This is a genomic window from Agromyces humi (assembly GCF_009720255.1).
In the GTDB taxonomy this organism is placed as follows: domain Bacteria; phylum Actinomycetota; class Actinomycetes; order Actinomycetales; family Microbacteriaceae; genus Agromyces; species Agromyces humi.
Genome location: NZ_WJSP02000051.1, coordinates 1 through 15,914, shown reverse-complemented (window position 1 = coordinate 15,914; position 15,914 = coordinate 1). Strand labels below are relative to the sequence as shown.

At 67.0% G+C, this 15,914-nt stretch carries 15 protein-coding genes; 9 read left to right on the top strand and 6 right to left on the bottom strand.

From position 1 onward, the window contains the following. From GH736_RS07090 to GH736_RS07075, 4 genes are all read right to left on the bottom strand, one after another. A partial coding sequence (locus GH736_RS07090) for a ThiF family adenylyltransferase (protein ID WP_159601593.1) occupies positions 1 to 1,118 on the bottom strand: 1,118 nt, incomplete at its 3' end. Beyond that, a complete protein-coding gene (locus GH736_RS07085) occupies positions 1,115 to 1,498 on the bottom strand; it encodes an E2/UBC family protein (protein ID WP_159601591.1) in 384 nt (127 codons plus the stop codon). The genes GH736_RS07085 and GH736_RS07090, both read right to left, overlap by 4 nt. Positions 1,499 to 1,501: 3 nt before the next feature. Continuing rightward, positions 1,502 to 1,741 (bottom strand): multiubiquitin domain-containing protein, encoded by a 240-nt coding sequence (locus tag GH736_RS07080; protein WP_159601589.1) that lies wholly within the window; start codon positions 1,739 to 1,741, stop codon positions 1,502 to 1,504. A gap of 369 nt (positions 1,742 to 2,110) precedes the next feature. After that, positions 2,111 to 3,025, bottom strand: coding sequence for a hypothetical protein (locus GH736_RS07075; RefSeq protein ID WP_159601587.1), 915 nt, complete (start codon positions 3,023 to 3,025; stop codon positions 2,111 to 2,113). Between the two features lie 251 nt (positions 3,026 to 3,276). On the opposite strand from GH736_RS07075, the gene GH736_RS07070 reads away from it, so the two are divergent. The 4 genes from GH736_RS07070 to GH736_RS07055 all read left to right on the top strand — a co-directional run bounded on the left by GH736_RS07070 (position 3,277) and on the right by GH736_RS07055 (position 10,137). After that, positions 3,277 to 4,104, top strand: coding sequence for a hypothetical protein (locus tag GH736_RS07070; RefSeq protein WP_159601585.1), 828 nt, complete (start codon positions 3,277 to 3,279; stop codon positions 4,102 to 4,104). 122 nt (positions 4,105 to 4,226) lie between these two features. Further along, positions 4,227 to 6,815, top strand: a complete 2,589-nt coding sequence (locus GH736_RS07065; RefSeq protein WP_159601583.1) for an ATP-dependent Clp protease ATP-binding subunit — start codon at positions 4,227 to 4,229, stop codon at positions 6,813 to 6,815. A gap of 176 nt (positions 6,816 to 6,991) precedes the next feature. Beyond that, positions 6,992 to 7,870 (top strand): hypothetical protein, encoded by an 879-nt coding sequence (locus tag GH736_RS07060; protein WP_159601581.1) that lies wholly within the window; start codon positions 6,992 to 6,994, stop codon positions 7,868 to 7,870. Positions 7,871 to 8,004: 134 nt separating this feature from the next. Then, positions 8,005 to 10,137, top strand: a complete 2,133-nt coding sequence (locus GH736_RS07055) for a hypothetical protein (protein WP_159601579.1) — start codon at positions 8,005 to 8,007, stop codon at positions 10,135 to 10,137. Between the two features lie 306 nt (positions 10,138 to 10,443). On the opposite strand, the gene GH736_RS07050 is transcribed toward GH736_RS07055, so the two are convergent. Then, a complete protein-coding gene (locus tag GH736_RS07050; RefSeq protein WP_159601577.1) occupies positions 10,444 to 10,839 on the bottom strand; it encodes a nuclear transport factor 2 family protein in 396 nt (131 codons plus the stop codon). 82 nt (positions 10,840 to 10,921) lie between these two features. On the opposite strand from GH736_RS07050, the gene GH736_RS07045 reads away from it, so the two are divergent. The 4 genes from GH736_RS07045 to GH736_RS07030 all read left to right on the top strand — a co-directional run bounded on the left by GH736_RS07045 (position 10,922) and on the right by GH736_RS07030 (position 14,702). Continuing rightward, entirely contained in the window at positions 10,922 to 11,734 is an 813-nt protein-coding gene (locus GH736_RS07045; protein WP_159601575.1) for a hypothetical protein, read from the top strand. A gap of 106 nt (positions 11,735 to 11,840) precedes the next feature. Next, positions 11,841 to 13,361, top strand: a complete 1,521-nt coding sequence (locus GH736_RS07040; protein WP_159601573.1) for a zinc metalloprotease — start codon at positions 11,841 to 11,843, stop codon at positions 13,359 to 13,361. Positions 13,362 to 13,370: 9 nt separating this feature from the next. After that, the gene (locus GH736_RS07035; protein WP_159601571.1) at positions 13,371 to 13,928 is read left to right on the top strand and encodes a HEAT repeat domain-containing protein; all 558 of its coding nucleotides are present in this window, start codon (positions 13,371 to 13,373) and stop codon (positions 13,926 to 13,928) included. Between the two features lie 90 nt (positions 13,929 to 14,018). Continuing rightward, a complete protein-coding gene (locus GH736_RS07030; RefSeq protein ID WP_235933870.1) occupies positions 14,019 to 14,702 on the top strand; it encodes a hypothetical protein in 684 nt (227 codons plus the stop codon). A gap of 4 nt (positions 14,703 to 14,706) precedes the next feature. Here GH736_RS07030 and GH736_RS07025 read toward each other — a convergent pair whose 3' ends face one another. Next, the gene (locus GH736_RS07025) at positions 14,707 to 15,102 is read right to left on the bottom strand and encodes a hypothetical protein (protein WP_159601569.1); all 396 of its coding nucleotides are present in this window, start codon (positions 15,100 to 15,102) and stop codon (positions 14,707 to 14,709) included. Positions 15,103 to 15,183: 81 nt separating this feature from the next. Between GH736_RS07025 and GH736_RS07020 the strand changes: the two genes are divergently transcribed. Beyond that, positions 15,184 to 15,807, top strand: coding sequence for a VOC family protein (locus GH736_RS07020; protein ID WP_159601567.1), 624 nt, complete (start codon positions 15,184 to 15,186; stop codon positions 15,805 to 15,807). Positions 15,808 to 15,914 lie beyond the last annotated feature (107 nt).

Below are 15,914 nucleotides of genomic sequence, written 5' to 3'. Positions count from 1 at the left end.
AGCTCTGGGGCGTAACCCTGACGGATAAGGCTTTGTCGTTCCTCGTCGCTGAGCGCCTCGAGACGCGCCTTGTCCGGATCGACGTCCCCCATGCAGACCAGGCAAGCCGTGGTGGGCGTGACGACCGAGACGCGTGCGAAGATATCGAAGAGCGACCCGGCGCGCGAGTCCAGCACGACTCCGCAGTCGATCAGAAGCTGTAGCAGGGCTTGGGGGAGCCTTGTCAGGACGAGACGTCCCGCGTGATCGTCGGTGCAGCCAAGCACGACGTCACAATGGCGGAGGGCCATGATCGTTTCCTGGTGAAGGATACTTCCTTGCACCGCAACTATCGAAGCGTCCAACCCGATAGATGCGGTATGTTCAGCGGCGATATCAACCTTTGGGCGACTTACGTCTGCAAGCGTCGAGCCGTACACGCGCGTGACGTTGGTGTCAGCCAGCGTCTGCGGATCGACCACGACCACGCTCCCAACTCCCAGCCGAACGAGTTGCTCGACGGCCGCAGAGCCAGTGCCTCCTGCGCCCACGACGCCGACGCGTAGTTGACCGAGCAATTTCTGGCCCTCGTCGCCGAACGCACGAACCTGCCGGTCGAACACCGGCAGTGGCGCGACCCCGTCTCGCGCATACAGGGTAAGACGGTGTCCCACTACACGGACACGATCGAGGCTCGTCCAATGGTCTCCTCGCGCGGTCAGGCGTCCGGCAAAAGTGGGCTTGTCAGAACTACCGCCGAGCACGAAAGAGCCGTAGGCTCCTCGAGCTAGCCGCACATCGGCAACACGGGCAAGCGCGTCGTCGAGGGCGAGGTCCAGGGCGGAGTGCTCAGCACGCGAGCCGGGATGAGTATGCATGAAAAGTGGCACGCACTCCTCAGCATCTGCACGCGCGAACGCAGGCAACCAACCGGACGACGTTATCGACAGGTGATCGCCCGTTCGAATCTCGTACGCCGCGTGGGGGACGGTGACGATGTCGCGGACTAGGAGGGTGATGTCCCCCGTGAGATCTCCTACCGATCGAGCAAGCAGCACGCATGCGGTCTCGACGTCAGCGTCGAGGGTCGCCCGCAAGCCATCCCAAGCAGCCTGTGTGAATGCCAGCGTTGCCGTCATGCCGCAGCATCCTGCTCAAGCAGTGATCGGATGCACAGAATCCAAGATGGAAGCGAATCGATCCCAGGGCGCCAAGGTGAGCCCGAGAAGTGGCGGCTGAACCGCTGCCATTGCCGGCCGCCGACCGTTTCCATCACGTCCGCTGCACGCGGGAATGCGCCAGTCTTCGTCAAGCGGACCTGAGGATTGACCCAGAACATGTCTGGCGCCGTGTCCGGGAATCCCGCGGGTAGGCGGACGAGCAGGTCGATCTTCTCTCGGTCGAACCCGGCTGGGAGCACAAAGTCTCGGAGAATGAGATTGGTATAGGCGCCCTCTTCGGCGATCTCAAAGTCAAGGCCGCGCTCGGCCAGCCAGTCCCGATCCTCCTGCTCCAGCATTGACTATCGGCCACCCGCGTCGAGGTTCTTCGGAACGCTGAAGAAGTGCATTCCGTTCTCGAGCACGACGATCTCATCGTCCGCGATCTGCCGGTCGTCACCGCCGGGCACCTGAAGAACGAGCTCATAGTTGCTGGCGATATCGGGCTCGGGCAACGCGCGCAGTCCCGAGCCCGTCAGCTCCTCCTCTTCTACCTTGTACACGTTCTTGTCAATGTGAATCACGTTGTCTTGCTTGGGCATCGGGGACTCCTTTGGGTGCGTGTATAGCCATTCGGTATGACGAGTCGGACAGTGTTGTTCTATAGCCTGCGTCCCCGCCTACAGGGACCTTGCCAGAGACCACTGTCATTTCGCCGGTCGGTATGTCATCGAGGCTTAGCCTCGTTCATCGGATCTTGGGCCACGGGATGGCACGAAGGTAAGTAGCGAGCAGCTGAGGCGAGCGCCGATGTCAGCCCGAGCTTTGGGTGCGCACGATAACCCAAAAGCCCTGGCGATCGGCTCACTCGTGGACCGCGCCGTTCGTCCAGCCACGAGCGTTGCGATGAAGCCATCAGTCGAGTGAGAAAGGGCGCCGCCGATCGGGCGTGATGGCGGCACCCGTTCCAACTAGGCGGCAGTCACGTCGGTTCCGTCCATGCCTTCGTAGCGCGACGCGACGAAGGCCTTGAACTGCGCGAGAAGGTCCTGTTCGTTCTCGAACGCTCGGAGGGTGACGCGGAGGTTCGTCTTACGCCCGCGGCCGAGTCCTGGTTGGGCCTTGAGCAGGTCCTTGGGCGTCTTGAGGAGCTTGCCCTTAGAGGAGATCACGGCCTGCTCCAGCTGTGCGAACGAGAGCACGCTCGTCTCGTAGAAGCGACCCGCGGACATAAGGAGCGTTGACCGCGCCCACTCTCTCGGCACCAACAGCACCGGCTTCCCGTCAACCACAGGGAGCGTCACCACTGCCTCATCCCACTCCCGAAGGGCGGGATTCCAGACCTGCTTCCGGTATTGCCTGACCACGTGACTGCCGGCAGTGAACTCGGGGTACTCATCGATCATCGCCTCAGTGAACTTGGCCAGAGGATGGAAGACGATGCGGGTCGTGAGATCCGAGGTGATGTCTCGGTCAATTCCATCGACGAAGAGTGGCAGGTCTTCCAGTTGCCGCAGGATACCGACGCGAACGAGCGCTTCCACGTCGTCGAGCAGAGTCCTCCAGATCCAGCTACCTACGGTTTCTGCGCCACCATGGCCGTGGAACCCCTGCTCAGACATCCCCAGCCGGGTCTCCCATGGCTCGACGAAGTGCTGGAGCAGGCCTTCGCCGCGAGGGTGATGAGCCGGACCGTCGATCACACACGAGGTGACCTCATGCAGGAAGGTGTCGGTGCATTCGAGCGCCTCATTCACGAACGGCCCGGGTGACCTGCTCAGGCGGATCGCATGCGGATCGATGTACAGGCGGTTGTCGGCCGTGATCTCCACGTCGACGAAGGGAACGGGCCCGAAGATCCCGTAGTGATTGGTGATTGAGGGCATGGCGCCCTCCCTTCTGACTCGTGCCCGAGGGAGGAAGCGAGACGCTCTGTCTCAGGTTTCTTCGCTACGCTATGGATGACCAACCAAAGTCATCTCGTCGCGCCTTCGGGCCGGCGTTGGCCTGACGCCGTTCCAGCGGAGTCAGGCCAAAGCTTTTTCCACTCCTGATTATAGCACAACTATGAGGCAAAGTATAGCTCGCCTTGACCTCGGGTGGGACGAACCTTATCCTTATGTCAAGGAGGTCCACCATGAGTGACGCTGCACCTCGAGTGAGTACGCCCCCGAGGCGAAGTCCTTCGTACCCCTCGCTGAGCCTGCGAGAGGCATTGGAGAGACTCAAACTGCTCTACAAGGCCGAGGGCCTGCACGCCGCACCGATTGAAACGGCTGTCCGGCACTGGGGCTACAAAGGACCCAACGGGCGTACAAACCTGATCGTTTCGGCGCTGAAGAAGTACGGGTTGATCGTCGATTCCGGCTCAGGGCGTGCACGCAAGATTCAGGTCACCGAGGCTGCCCGTCGAATATTGGAACACCCAGATCCCGACGAACGCCAGGCTGCAATACAGAAGGCGGCGCTCCTGCCGCCCATCCACTCAGAAATGTGGCGGAAGTATCGTCTCGCGCTGCCGACAGATGAGACTTGGGTCTGGGAGCTTCGGGAAGACAGAGATTTCACGGATTCAGGCGCCCGCGACTTCGTGCGCGAGTATCGGGAGACCATCAGGTTCGCAGGACTTGGTCGCGAAGAGTCGCCGGAAACGGGTTCGGTTCCCTCGCAGGAGGGTGAGAGCACCGATTCGGAAGAACTCTCCTCGCCAGCAGTCGACGACCATATCTCCTCGCCGAACACACTGCCCCAACTGTCATCTCATCTCGCGGGTGAAGGTCAACTGTCGGCTTCCGCCCTGCAGACCTATCCGATCCCCGTTGCACTTCATGGGAAGCCGCCCGTTCAGATCACGGGATCGTTTCCGCTCTCGGAGACTGAGTGGAATCAATTCATCGCGGTGCTGTCTGCAATGAAGCCCGTTCTAGTAGAGGCCGCTGAAACCTTCCCCGGGGTCGTCGACTGAATTGAACGGACGGGTTGCGGCTGCTTCGACTCAGCTGCCTCTACAGGCATCCGCCACGGGAATACCGGCGCCCCCTCCGCGTTGAACTTGAGCGTACCCAACTCAAGTTCCCAGGAGGATTGGTGCCCGAAGACTTCAACCCCGAAGCCGGCGCGAGCTCGTTCGACGAGTTCCTCAGCCGGTACCTTGCGGGAGAGCAGGCGCGACAGGCTCGGTCGATCGACCTCAGCCGGTTCCTGACCGCCCGCACGCAAGGCATCCTGCAGCAGGCAGGACGCTTCGCGCTCGAGCGCGGCCAGACCGAGCTCGACGCGCTGCACATCCTGCGCGTGATCGTCGAGGACGATGCGGTCAAGCAGGCGATCAGCCGCATCGGCGTCGCCCCCGAGCGCATCATCACGGCGACCGAGGCACGCCTGCCCGCAGCATCCGACACCGCTGACATCAACGCGGCCACGATCACGCCGAGCGCGAGCCGCGCGCTGTTCCACAGCTACCAGGTGGCGCGCTCGGCCGGCTCGACGTACATCGACCCCGAGCACCTCTTCTTCGCGCTCGTGCTCGGGCAGGACGCCCCCGCCGGCCAGGTGCTCGCGCGCGCCGGCGTCACCGCCGAGGCGCTCACCCAGAGCGTGCGCGACACGGTCATGGGCGAGCCCGGCACCGAGCAGCAGACGGATGCCGCAGGCACCGGCTCCGCGGCATCCGCGACTCCGATGCTCGAGAAGTTCGGCACCGACCTCACCGCGCTCGCCGAGAACGGCGAGCTCGACCCCGTGATCGGACGCGTCGACGAGATCGAGCAGACCATCGAGATCCTCAGCCGTCGCACCAAGAACAACCCGGTGCTGATCGGTGAGGCCGGCGTCGGCAAGACCGCGATCGTCGAGGGCCTCGCCCGCGCGATCGTCGAGGAGTCGGTGCCCGAGGCCCTGCTCGGCAAGCGCGTGATCTCGCTCGACCTGCCAGGCATGCTCGCCGGCACCCGCTACCGCGGCGACTTCGAGGAGCGCCTCACCAAGACCATGGAGGAGATCGCCCAGAACAAGGGCGAGTTCATCGTGTTCATCGATGAGATCCACACCGTGGTCGGGGCGGGCGGCTCGGGCGACGGCGGCACCGACGCGGGCAACATCCTGAAGCCGCGCCTCGCGCGCGGTGAGCTGCACCTCGTGGGTGCGACCACGCTCAAGGAGTACCGCACCATCGAGAAGGACCCCGCGCTCGAGCGCCGGTTCCAGCCGGTGAAGGTCGGCGAGCCCTCGATCGAGGACGCCGTGCTCATCCTGCACGGGCTCAAGCCCGCCTACGAGGAGCACCACGGCGTCGAGTACACGGATGCCGCGCTGCGGGCGTCCGTTGAGCTCTCGGCCAGGTATCTCACCGACCGGGTCCTTCCCGACAAGGCCATCGACCTCATCGACCAGGCCGGGGCGCGGCTGCGCCTGCGGCTCGGCGTGAAGACGGATGTGTCCGCGCTCATTGCGCGGCTCGCCGACCTCGAGGCGGACAAGAACGCCGCCGTCGGCGCCGAGCACTACGAGGAGGCCTCACGCATCCGCGACGAGATCTCGAAGGTGCAGGCGAAGCTCGACGAGGTGACGGCCTCCGGCCGCGCCGCGGCATCCGCTGACCCTGCCGACCGCTCGACCGTGATCGACGAGGCCGAGATCGCTGCCGTGATCTCGCGGGCCACCGGGATCCCGGTGAACCGCCTCACCGAGAGCGAGCGCGAGCGCCTCGGCGACCTCGAGGGCGAGCTGCACGCGCGCGTCATCGGCCAGGACGACGCGGTCACCGCGGTCGCCAAGGCCGTGCGCCGCAGCCGCACCGGCATGGGCGACGCGAAGCGGCCTGTGGGTTCGTTCCTGTTCCTCGGCCCGACGGGTGTCGGCAAGACCGAGCTGGCGCGTGCGCTGGCGTCGTCGCTGTTCGACGACGAGGGCGCGATCGTGCGCTTCGACATGAGCGAGTTCGGCGAGCGGCACACCGTGTCGCGACTCGTCGGCGCCCCTCCCGGATACGTCGGCTACGACGAGGCCGGGCAGCTCACCGAGCGCGTGCGGCGCAACCCGTACTCGATCGTGCTGTTCGACGAGATCGAGAAGGCGCACCCCGACGTGTTCAACCTGCTGCTGCAGGTGCTCGACGACGGACGCCTCACCGACGGCCAGGGTCGCACGGTCGACTTCCGCAACACGGTGATCGTGATGACCTCGAACCTCGGTTCGGAGTTCCTCGCGTCGCGCTCGGGTGCGCTCGGGTTCGTGGCCTCCGCTGATGGCTCGGGCTTCTCGTCGCAGGACGACGTGCGCCAGCGCGTCATGGGCAAGGTGCGCGAGGCCATGCGGCCCGAGTTCCTGAACCGCATCGACGAGATCGTGCTGTTCCAGAAGCTCGGCGAGACCGAGCTCGCTCAGATCGTGCGGCTCATGCTCGGTGCGACCGAGCGGCGGCTCGCAGCGCGTGAGGTCACCTTCGAGGTGACGGATGCCGCGGTGGCGCTCCTCGCGGAGCGCGGCTACGAGCCCGAGTACGGTGCCCGCCCGCTGCGCCGCGTGATCCAGCGCGAGATCGACGACCGCATCAGCGACCTGTTCGTCTCGGGCGCGCTGGGCGACGGCGAGGGCGTGCACGTGGATGCCGCCGACGGCTCGTTCGTCGTGACGCCCGTGCCGCGCGCCACGGTGCAGGTGCCGCTGGCGGCGTAACGGCTGCCACGCGGCATCCGCTCGGCACGCGACATCCGCTCGACGGCGCACCGAAGGCCCGGTTCTCATCGTGAGGACCGGGCCTTCGTCGTGCCCACTGAGCTCGCTTCAGGGCGAACACCGATAACGTGAGACATGCTCGGGTTTAGCATGGAGCCAACCGTGAGATGCAAGCCATGTCAGCAGACCAGGGCGAGCGCAAGCAGCCGAACGAGACCAGCAGGACGACGAATCCGCGACCGGTGTGGCGCCGAGCGGGCGTGTGGGTCGGAGGCGTCGTCGCGGCGGCACTCGCGACCGTCCTCGCCGGAACGCTCACCCAGGGATTCGGATGGTTCGCGAACGTCGTGGGCACCCAGGGAGAGCCGGTTGAGGTTCGCGTCGACGTTGAAGCCCGGGCCGACGACGTCGTCCTGCCGCCCGAGGCGACGATGTCGGACGACGAGCTCGCCGAACTCTCCGGCCTTCCGATGGAGGAGCAGGTCGTCTGGCTCGAGCAGCACGAGCATGGCAACGTCGCGGGTGCGCAGACCGTCACGCTGTACCTGACCGGGAATCGTCCCGATCCGGTTCGCATCACCGACCTGACCTCGACAGAGGACTGCGATCCGATCGCGCGAGGCACGCTCGTGCGGATGCAAGCGGGCCGGGGCGCCGGGGCCGATTCAGAGGTCGTGAACATCCTCGTCGGTCAAGGGCCGTCGAAGGCCTACCTCGAGGACCAGACCGGCCAGCAGCAGGACTACTTCCCCGAGCGCACGATCACGCTCGCGAAGGACGAGGAGGTCCCACTCGTCGTGCACCTCGTGCCCGACTTCAGCGGATCGATCTGCCAGGTGCAACTGGAGCTGACCGTTCGGGAAGCGGACGCCGAGCGGCAGGTGCAGGTCCTTGGCCAGGATGGGCCGTTCACCGTCATGTCGATCGAGCTCGAACGCGACGAGGCTCAGTACGGCACGGTCTACCTCGGCGGAGACATCTGCCGGCAGTACGTCGTGGCCGTGCCGGACTGGAGCATGAACCCGCCATGCGGTGAGGGCAACTTCGCCCGCTAGGTGCACCGGGTCATCTGCTCTTCCGGTCGGTGCCGATGTGCCGAAGTGGCATGCACGAGATGATCGTCGAGATCTCGGGGATCACCCGGATCCGCGCTCGGCTGCCCGTGGCAACATGAGCTACAGGAGTCATTGTGGAGAATTACTCAGTTCCGGCGGAAGCCGGCACGCCCGAGGCCGCTGAATCGGTGGTCGCGGGGCTCTTCGAGTGGGCGATCCACGCGACCTGGGTCGTGGCCGCACTCGCGGTCATCGCGAGATTGCTGGTGTTGCTTCCGTGGTTCGCGGACCTCCGAAGCTCGAGCACCTTCCCGGGGCGCATGAAGAGGCGAGGACTCGCGGTGGTCGTCGTGGCCGGGGTTGTCGCGGCACTGGCGTACGACATCGGTCGTTGGCGCGACGAGGCACCGGTCGAGGGAGTCGCGATCTCGATCGCTCTCGTCGCGGTGATCGTCGGTCTTGCCGGCTCGGTGCTCCTCTCATTCGGGTTCGCGACGGCACCGCGTGTCGACGCGAAGGTACTGCAACCCGACGGAAGCGCCAACGACGCGTGGGCCATCGACGTGCTGACGCAGATCAACAGTGCCCACCGGGAAGGCGCGACGCACAGCGCAGCGCGCGCGAACCGGAACAATCGGGCCGATCTCGGCGATGTCATCAAGGTCGCCGATCGCACTGGCAATGGTGTCGCCGTCCTCGTCGCGTGGTTCTACCAGCTGTTCTTCAACGTGTCGCCGTGGCTGGTCCAGGTCACCCTGCTCGACGGGCTGAACGCGTCGGCAACGCTTCGACGGAACGGCCACCAGATCGATGAGGTGTCGCTGCAGCTCCAGTTCGGCGACGCCGCACAGGACAATCACCGCAAGCTGCTGAGCATGGGTGCCAGTTTCGCGGCGATGGGCGTCGCCGCGAAGTACTACGACATCAAGGGGTTCTACGGAGTCGAGACCTGGCGGTCGGCGGCATACGTGAGCCTCGCCATGCAGACGGTCGATGAGGAGCGCCGGATCTACATCGAGCGAGCACTGGCCGAGGAGCCCACCAACCTCGTGGCCGAGTGCGAGGAGGTGACCGACGCATTCGACGACGAGACCGACGCCGCCATGTTGTGGGAACGGATGGACCGACTCGAGCCGATGATCGACGTGGCGGCGCGGCTCTGCGGTGAGCCGGATGTCATCGGCGTACCTGGAAGCCTCTGGCACCAGCGACCGGCGGATGGGACGGAAGCCCGTCCGGCGAACAAGGACTTCGACCAGCCCGAGCCTCCGCTGATGATGCTGCGACTCATGGATTGGTACCTCGGGTCGGTGAGCAATTGGATCGCGTTGACGCTTGCGAGCGACGGGACGCTCGCGTCGGGAGAGGGCCGCGAGCCGTCCGTCGAGGAACGCCGTCAGCGCGTTGGGATCGTCTTGGCCAGGTTCGTCGACACGTTGGCTCGGATCGACGCCGAACGGGAGATCGACGAACGGCCGGAGATCGGCCGGCTGCAGATGGTCGCGGCAATGGATGACGACGTGCTCGCCGCATGGGCGGAGCCGGAGTACACCTTCGACGCAGCACTGCGGCTCGCCGACTGGGGGACCCGCGCATCGGATTCGGTGGACCAGGATATGAAGTTCTACTTCGCGTGTGCACTGGCCCATCGCTACTTCCACACCGGTGACGCGGATGAGCGCAGTCAGCTCAGCGGCGCGATCGTCGACCTGGTCGACTACGCGAAGTTCAATCCGTACTGGCGTGATTGGACGTTCAAGGATCCCGAGCTGCGACTGCTGGGCCACGAAGACGGAATGCGAAGCCTCGCGCTCTCAGCCATCGACGGGGCGTGGCAGATCGATCGATTCAGGCCGATGCTCAAGGTCCCGGCGGCACGGCCGCTCGCGGATCCGGGAATGATCACCGAGGACGTACTCGACTCGGTTCGGGCGACAACGCGGCTGAAGCCCGACGTCCTGCAGTCCATCGCTGACGGCGCTCGGATCCTCCGCGCGTCCCGAACCGCCAAGCCGGAGGGGTGGGAAGAGCGGGATGTGCTCCGCGCGGCACGTCACATCCTCGACGAGGCCGGTCACGACGTGATCTCGCTCCGGCTCACCAGCGAACGCGACCTGGGCGGCCTGGTCGACGACGTGGCCGCGGCGGTGTACTGGGTGCCCGATCCCATCGAACGCGTCAGGGCGGCGGGATTCCTGGTCGCGCTCCTGGAGCACATCGCTCCGCGTCCCTCGAATGCCCCTCCCGCTGTTCCGTTCTTTCCATGATGATCGCGCGCGGGCCCCGCCCTCGTTCCACCGTGAACCCTTCGTGACGCGCGTCGGCGCACGTCTCGCGGTGATCGTGCGAGGAGTCACGAAGTGGCGGGCGATCCTCGTCGGTGCCATCGCGCTGGTCGTGCTCGTCCTCGGCACCGGCTGGTGACGCCCCGTCGACCGCGAAGTCGGTGCCGAAGTGCCGAAGTACCGAAGTGCCGGTCCGCCGGGAACAGAATGATCGAAGGCCCGGTCCTCACTCGAGGGCCAGGCCCACGTCGTTCAGCGGCCCGACCACCACGCTGCCGCCGGCGGCGGCTACCCGACGGCGTCGGCGTGGCGGTGCACGACCCGCCACTCGCCGTCCTCGCGACGATAGACCTGGGTGGCGCGCAGCGTGAAGCTGCGGGGCTTGCCGTCCATCGACGCCGAGATGCGCTCGTAGCCGACGGTGTACGCCATGTCGCCGATCAGGTCGAACGTGATCAGGTCGAACGAGTAGGCGGTGCAGTTCGAGAAGCTCGACGAGAGCACCTCGAAGGCCTCCACGAGTTCGTCACGGCTCGTCGCGTTGCGCCACGCGCCGAGGACGCTCACCGGCTCCTCGCGCGACCAGATCGCCCGTCTCGGGCCGTCGTCGCCGTCGAACTGGGCTCGTTCGGCCTCGGCGAGCGAGGTGTGCACCCAGGTCAGGAATTTCTCACGGTCGTTCATGCACTCAGCATCCTCCCCACGGGCGCGCCGCGCGAGGGCGACGGTACTCTGGGGAACACGTTCATCGGAGCTGGGGAGCGCGATGGAGACCCAGGACGGATCGAACCCGGAGCATCCGGTGAAGCCCGCGACTGCCGCCGAGCCGAAGAAGCGATGGTGGGTGATCGCCGCAGGGGCCGTGGCCGCCGCGTTCCTCGCGGCATTCGGCGCCTGGCTCTTCTCGCGCGTGTCCCCGATCCTCGACGGCCCGTTCGAGGAGAGCGCGCTTGAGGCATACGTGGATGATTCCGGAAGCGAGTGCGACACCTACGCCCTGCCCGCGTCGCTCCTCGACGACGTTCCGGTCGTCGAGGTCCACGACGGCTTCCCCGCCCAGCTCGCCGAAGTCGACGGCGAATGGGTCGTCGAGCACGGCGGCCTTCCGGCCACCACGCGACGGCTCGAACTCACCCTGCACGGGAACGGCGACGAGACCGTCGTCATCCACTCGATCGACGTGGTCGATTTCGAACTGCTCACGCCCGACGAGGACTTGGTCATCGTCAACGAGTGCCTCCCCATCGGAGGCGAGATGGACGTCTCATCGCTCGGGGCGAACTTCGCCACTCGGCCACCGGTGCTCGAGCTGACCGACCCCGAGCTGCAATTCCCCTACCAGGTGGCCAAGGACGATCCCGAGGTGTTCGACATCTCCATCAACAAGGCGGGGGAGGGCGACGAGCAGGCGTGCTTCTGTCGATGGAACGTCGGGATCACGTGGAGTGCGGGAGCGGATCCGCAGCAGCTGGTCGTGAAGGGCGACTCGATCGGGGTCGCGACCGCGATCCCGTCGAGCGAGTGGCAGGATCATTGGTTCATCGACGGGGAATGGTCGACGCAGCCGACGCTGCCATGAACATCGCGCGACTCGAGCGCCGCACTCCAGACCCTTCAGGGTCCGCACTGACGTGAGTATTCCTCGGCGGGGCTAGCGTGGCCGTCACCCGTCGATCGGAGCCACCATGTCGAACACGTCCGTCTCGCGATTCCGCGCCGTCGCCGCCAGGCCGGCCGACGAGTACGCCGAGTTCGGCTCCGAACCCTTCCCCTTGCGGGCATTGGTCGACGTCGATCGCGACGAACTCGTGCGGCAGTTCGGGGTGAACCCCGAGGTCGTCGAGATCCTGCGGAGTGGCCGCGCGACCGACGTGCTGCGCGAGCACCCCGACCTCATTCCCGACGCACGGCTCGTGTACGCGCGCACCTCCCTCGAGGAGGAACGGCCCGTGCACATCTCCCGGGTCTCCGCAAAGGGCCCGATCTGGAGCGGCACCCCGTTCACCCTGTTGGTCGAGTTCCAGAATGCGGCCGACGCCCGGGTCGTCGTGGCATCCGTGGAGGTCTCGTGGGCGGGCGATCCGTTCGTCGTCGAGGCCGAGGTGCAGGCCCGCGGGGACGACGACCTCGCGACCATCGAGTTCGACGAGGAGCAGACGCTGCCGGTCGGCCCGGCGGAGTTCGTCGTGACCCTCGCCCGCGAGGACGGCGCCACCTCGGTCTACCGGTGGGGCGCGTACGTGCTCCCCGCGAACCCGCTCGCGCTCTCGCTCGGCCCGGCTGGTGCTCGCGTCACCGGCAGCTGGAGCGCCCGCGGCGACTACCTCCCGGCATCCGACACGTTCCTCACCGAGGTGGAGTTCACCATCTCCAACGGCGACGCTCGCGCGGTCTCGATGAACCGCCGCGTCACCTGGGAGTTCTGGGACGGCGCGGTGGGAGCCGGGCGACGCGTCGAGTCGGGCTCGTTCGACTGGTCGGGCATCAGCGTGTCCGCGTTCGGCGTGTGGCGGGGCACCGCCTGGTTCAGCTCACCGCGCGGGTCGGGCATCTTCGACACGTATGCCCGCAAGGAGGACATGGCGATCTCGATCACGATGTCGGCATCCGACGGTCGGGTGCTGAATGCGCAGATCACCGCGCGGGTCATGCTGGCCTACGGCGTCAACATCATCAAGGTCGGCACGTTCAGCTCCTCGGAGCACACCGACCTCTACGCGGCCGTCGACCAGATGCGCCAGATCTACGAACGGCGTGACATCACGTTGCGCGGGGTGGACCGGCGACTCATCGATGCCGCGACCGCCGGCGCGTACACGATCACGAACAGCGAGGACGAGTTCCGCGACATGCTCGAGGACTGGTCGTGCCGCAACGACTTCGTCGACGTGTTCGTGGTGCAGGACTTCCAGTGGTCGGGGTTCAACGGCTACGCCGGCGACATCCCCGGGCCGGCGTCGAAGGGCGGCCGAAAAGACGGCGTGGCCGTCGAGAAGACCGGGTACACGGATGCCTCGGGCGCGGCGCGGCTCGATGTGGCCACCCTCGCGCAGCTCATCGGCCACGAGGTCGGGCATTACCTGGGCCTGGAGCACCTCGAGACGACGAACAACCTCATGAGGTCGAACACCGGAGTCCGCGGGCCCGACCTCGATTACAACCAGTACCGCACGATGTTCCCGCACGGGTACGTCGTCTTCGAATAGGGGAATCCCATGGCCGACCTCGCACTGCTTCCTCCCGAGCACTTCATTCCCGAGCCCGTCGGAGGTCGCACGCGTCCGTCGCGATACGTCGACATCGACGGATTCACGACGATCGTGGCGCGGCGCAAGCTCGACGAACGACTCCTCGATGCGACCTGTGCGGTCGACGGGCGTCCGTCGCGCTTCGATCGCGACGACCTCGACCTCCTGCTCCTCGCGACCGCACAACGGTTCCGGGGTGAGACGGCCCTCGTGCGGGTGCAGGCGCTGCACGCACTCGCCCAGATCGACGACGACCGAGCGGTCCGTCGCCTGTTCGACGTGGCGACGGCGGTCGTCGAACACGACTCCGCGCGCATCACCGCGCTCGAGGCGCTCGGCGAGCGGGCGAACGAACTGCTCGACACGTTGGCGGCCGACCCATCGGAGGCGGTCGCGGCGTGGGCGCGATGGGTGCTCGCCGGGCGGCCGGTCGATCGTCGCGAGCCGGGGCAGGTGCCGAAGGATCCGACGCGCGGTACCGACCGCGACCACGACGGATGCTGCTGCGACGACGAGCGAGGCTGATCCGCCGCCTCGACGGCGGGCGGGTGGCAGCGACACGCACGGCTGTGCCAGTGTGAGCAGCATCCGTGTCGGATGCGACGAAGGGCGGCCATGAGCGACGAGTCGACGACCTCCGCGCCCGCCGGGCCGCCGCCCGCCGCGCCCGCCCCGGCGCCGGCGCGTGTCTCCCGGTGGCGGCACCGGCCGTTCATCGAGATCGTCGCCGTGGCGATGCTGTCGGTGACAGCGATCCTCACCGCCTGGTGCGGCTTCCAGGCGTCGAAGTGGAGCGGGGAGCGGGCGATCGCGTTCGCCGAGGCATCCGCTGCCCGTGTGGAGGCGACGGATGCCGACGGCGAGGCCCGGGAGGCCCGCGTGGTGGACCTGATCATCTATGCCGAATGGGTCACCGCCAACGCGCAGGGTGACACCGCGCTCGCCGACCAGATCCAGGCTCGCTTCACGCCGCACTTCCGGGTCGCCTTCGACGCCTGGCAGGCCGACGACGAGGCCGAGCCGGGCCCCTTCGCGATGGCCGAGTACGTGCCGCCGGGCACCGAGGAGAGCGCCGAACGCTCCGCCTACGCCGAGGCGCGCTTCGCCGACGCACTCGAGGACACCGAGCGGGGCGACAACTACTCACTGCTGACGGTGCTGTTCGCCCTCGTGCTGTTCCTCACCGCGATGGCGCAGCGCGACATCCATCACGTCGCGGCGTGGATCATGCTGGGGCTCGCCGCACTGGTCGCCCTCGCCGGATTCGTCGTGATGCTGACCTTCCCGGCGCGGCTCTGACGGATCAGCCGGCGGCGGCGGCGCGGCGCCTCGGCAACACGAGCACGCACACCACGCCGACGGCCGTGACGATCGGACTCGCGGTGAGCGGCGTCGACACCCACTGGCCGCCGAACAGCCAGCTTGCGGCGAACAGCAGGGCGGGCGCGGCCACGAGCGGGGCGGTCCACCACCGGCCGCCGAGCAGGATGCCGCACACGCCCGCCGCGACGCTCGCCAGCAGGCACAGGATGAAGAGCGGCGTCGAACCCGACACGGTCGTGTCGAAGCCCGCGCCGTTGAGCGCCGCGGTGAGCGCGCCGAACAGCACGCCGACGGCCGCCGCGAGCGCGACGACGGCCCAGACGACGAGCAGGATGACTCGCAGGGGGCCGCGCGCGGTGGGAGGCGATGACGTCACGCCGTCAGGATAGTGGCGCCGAGGGCGATCGAGCAGGAACGAAGAAGCAGCCGAGTGGGCGGCATCCGTAGCGTGTTGGTCATGAACACCATCGACTTCATCACCCTCGAGGTGGCCGACATCGCGGCCGCCCAGCGCTTCTCCGACGCCGCCTTCGGGCTCGGCGACCGCATCCGGTTCCGGGCATCGGATGCCCCGACGACCGGCTTCCGCGGATACACCCTGTCGATCACCGTGGCGCAGCCCGCCGATGCCCTCAGCTTCTACGAGTCGGCGATCGCGGCGGGCGCCACGGTGCACAAGCCGGCCGCCAAGTCCATGTGGGGCTTCGGCGGAGTCGTGCAGGCACCCGACGGGTCCATCTGGAACCTCGCGACCTCGTCGAAGAAGGACACCGGCCCGGCCAGTCGCGACATCGAATCCGTCGTGCTGCTGCTCGGCGTCGAGGACGTGGGCGCGAGCAAGAAGTTCTACGCCGACCTCGGCCTGAAGGTGGGCAAGAGCTTCGGCTCCTACGTCGACTTCGACATGCCCACGAGCCCGATCTCACTGGGGCTCTACAAGCGCCGCGCGCTCGCCAAGTCGGCCGGCGTCGCGCCCGAGGGCAGCGGATCGCACCGCATCGTCATCGGTGGCGGGAGCCGCGCCCTCACCGACCCCGACGGGTTCGCGTGGGAGCCGGCCGAGGTGAACGCGGGCGCGTGACCCTCGTGATCGACGTGGCCAACGTCATGGGCTCGCGCCCCGACGGATGGTGGAAAGACCGCGCGGGCGCCGCAGCCCGGCTGCTCGCGCCGCTGCCCGCGCTCGTG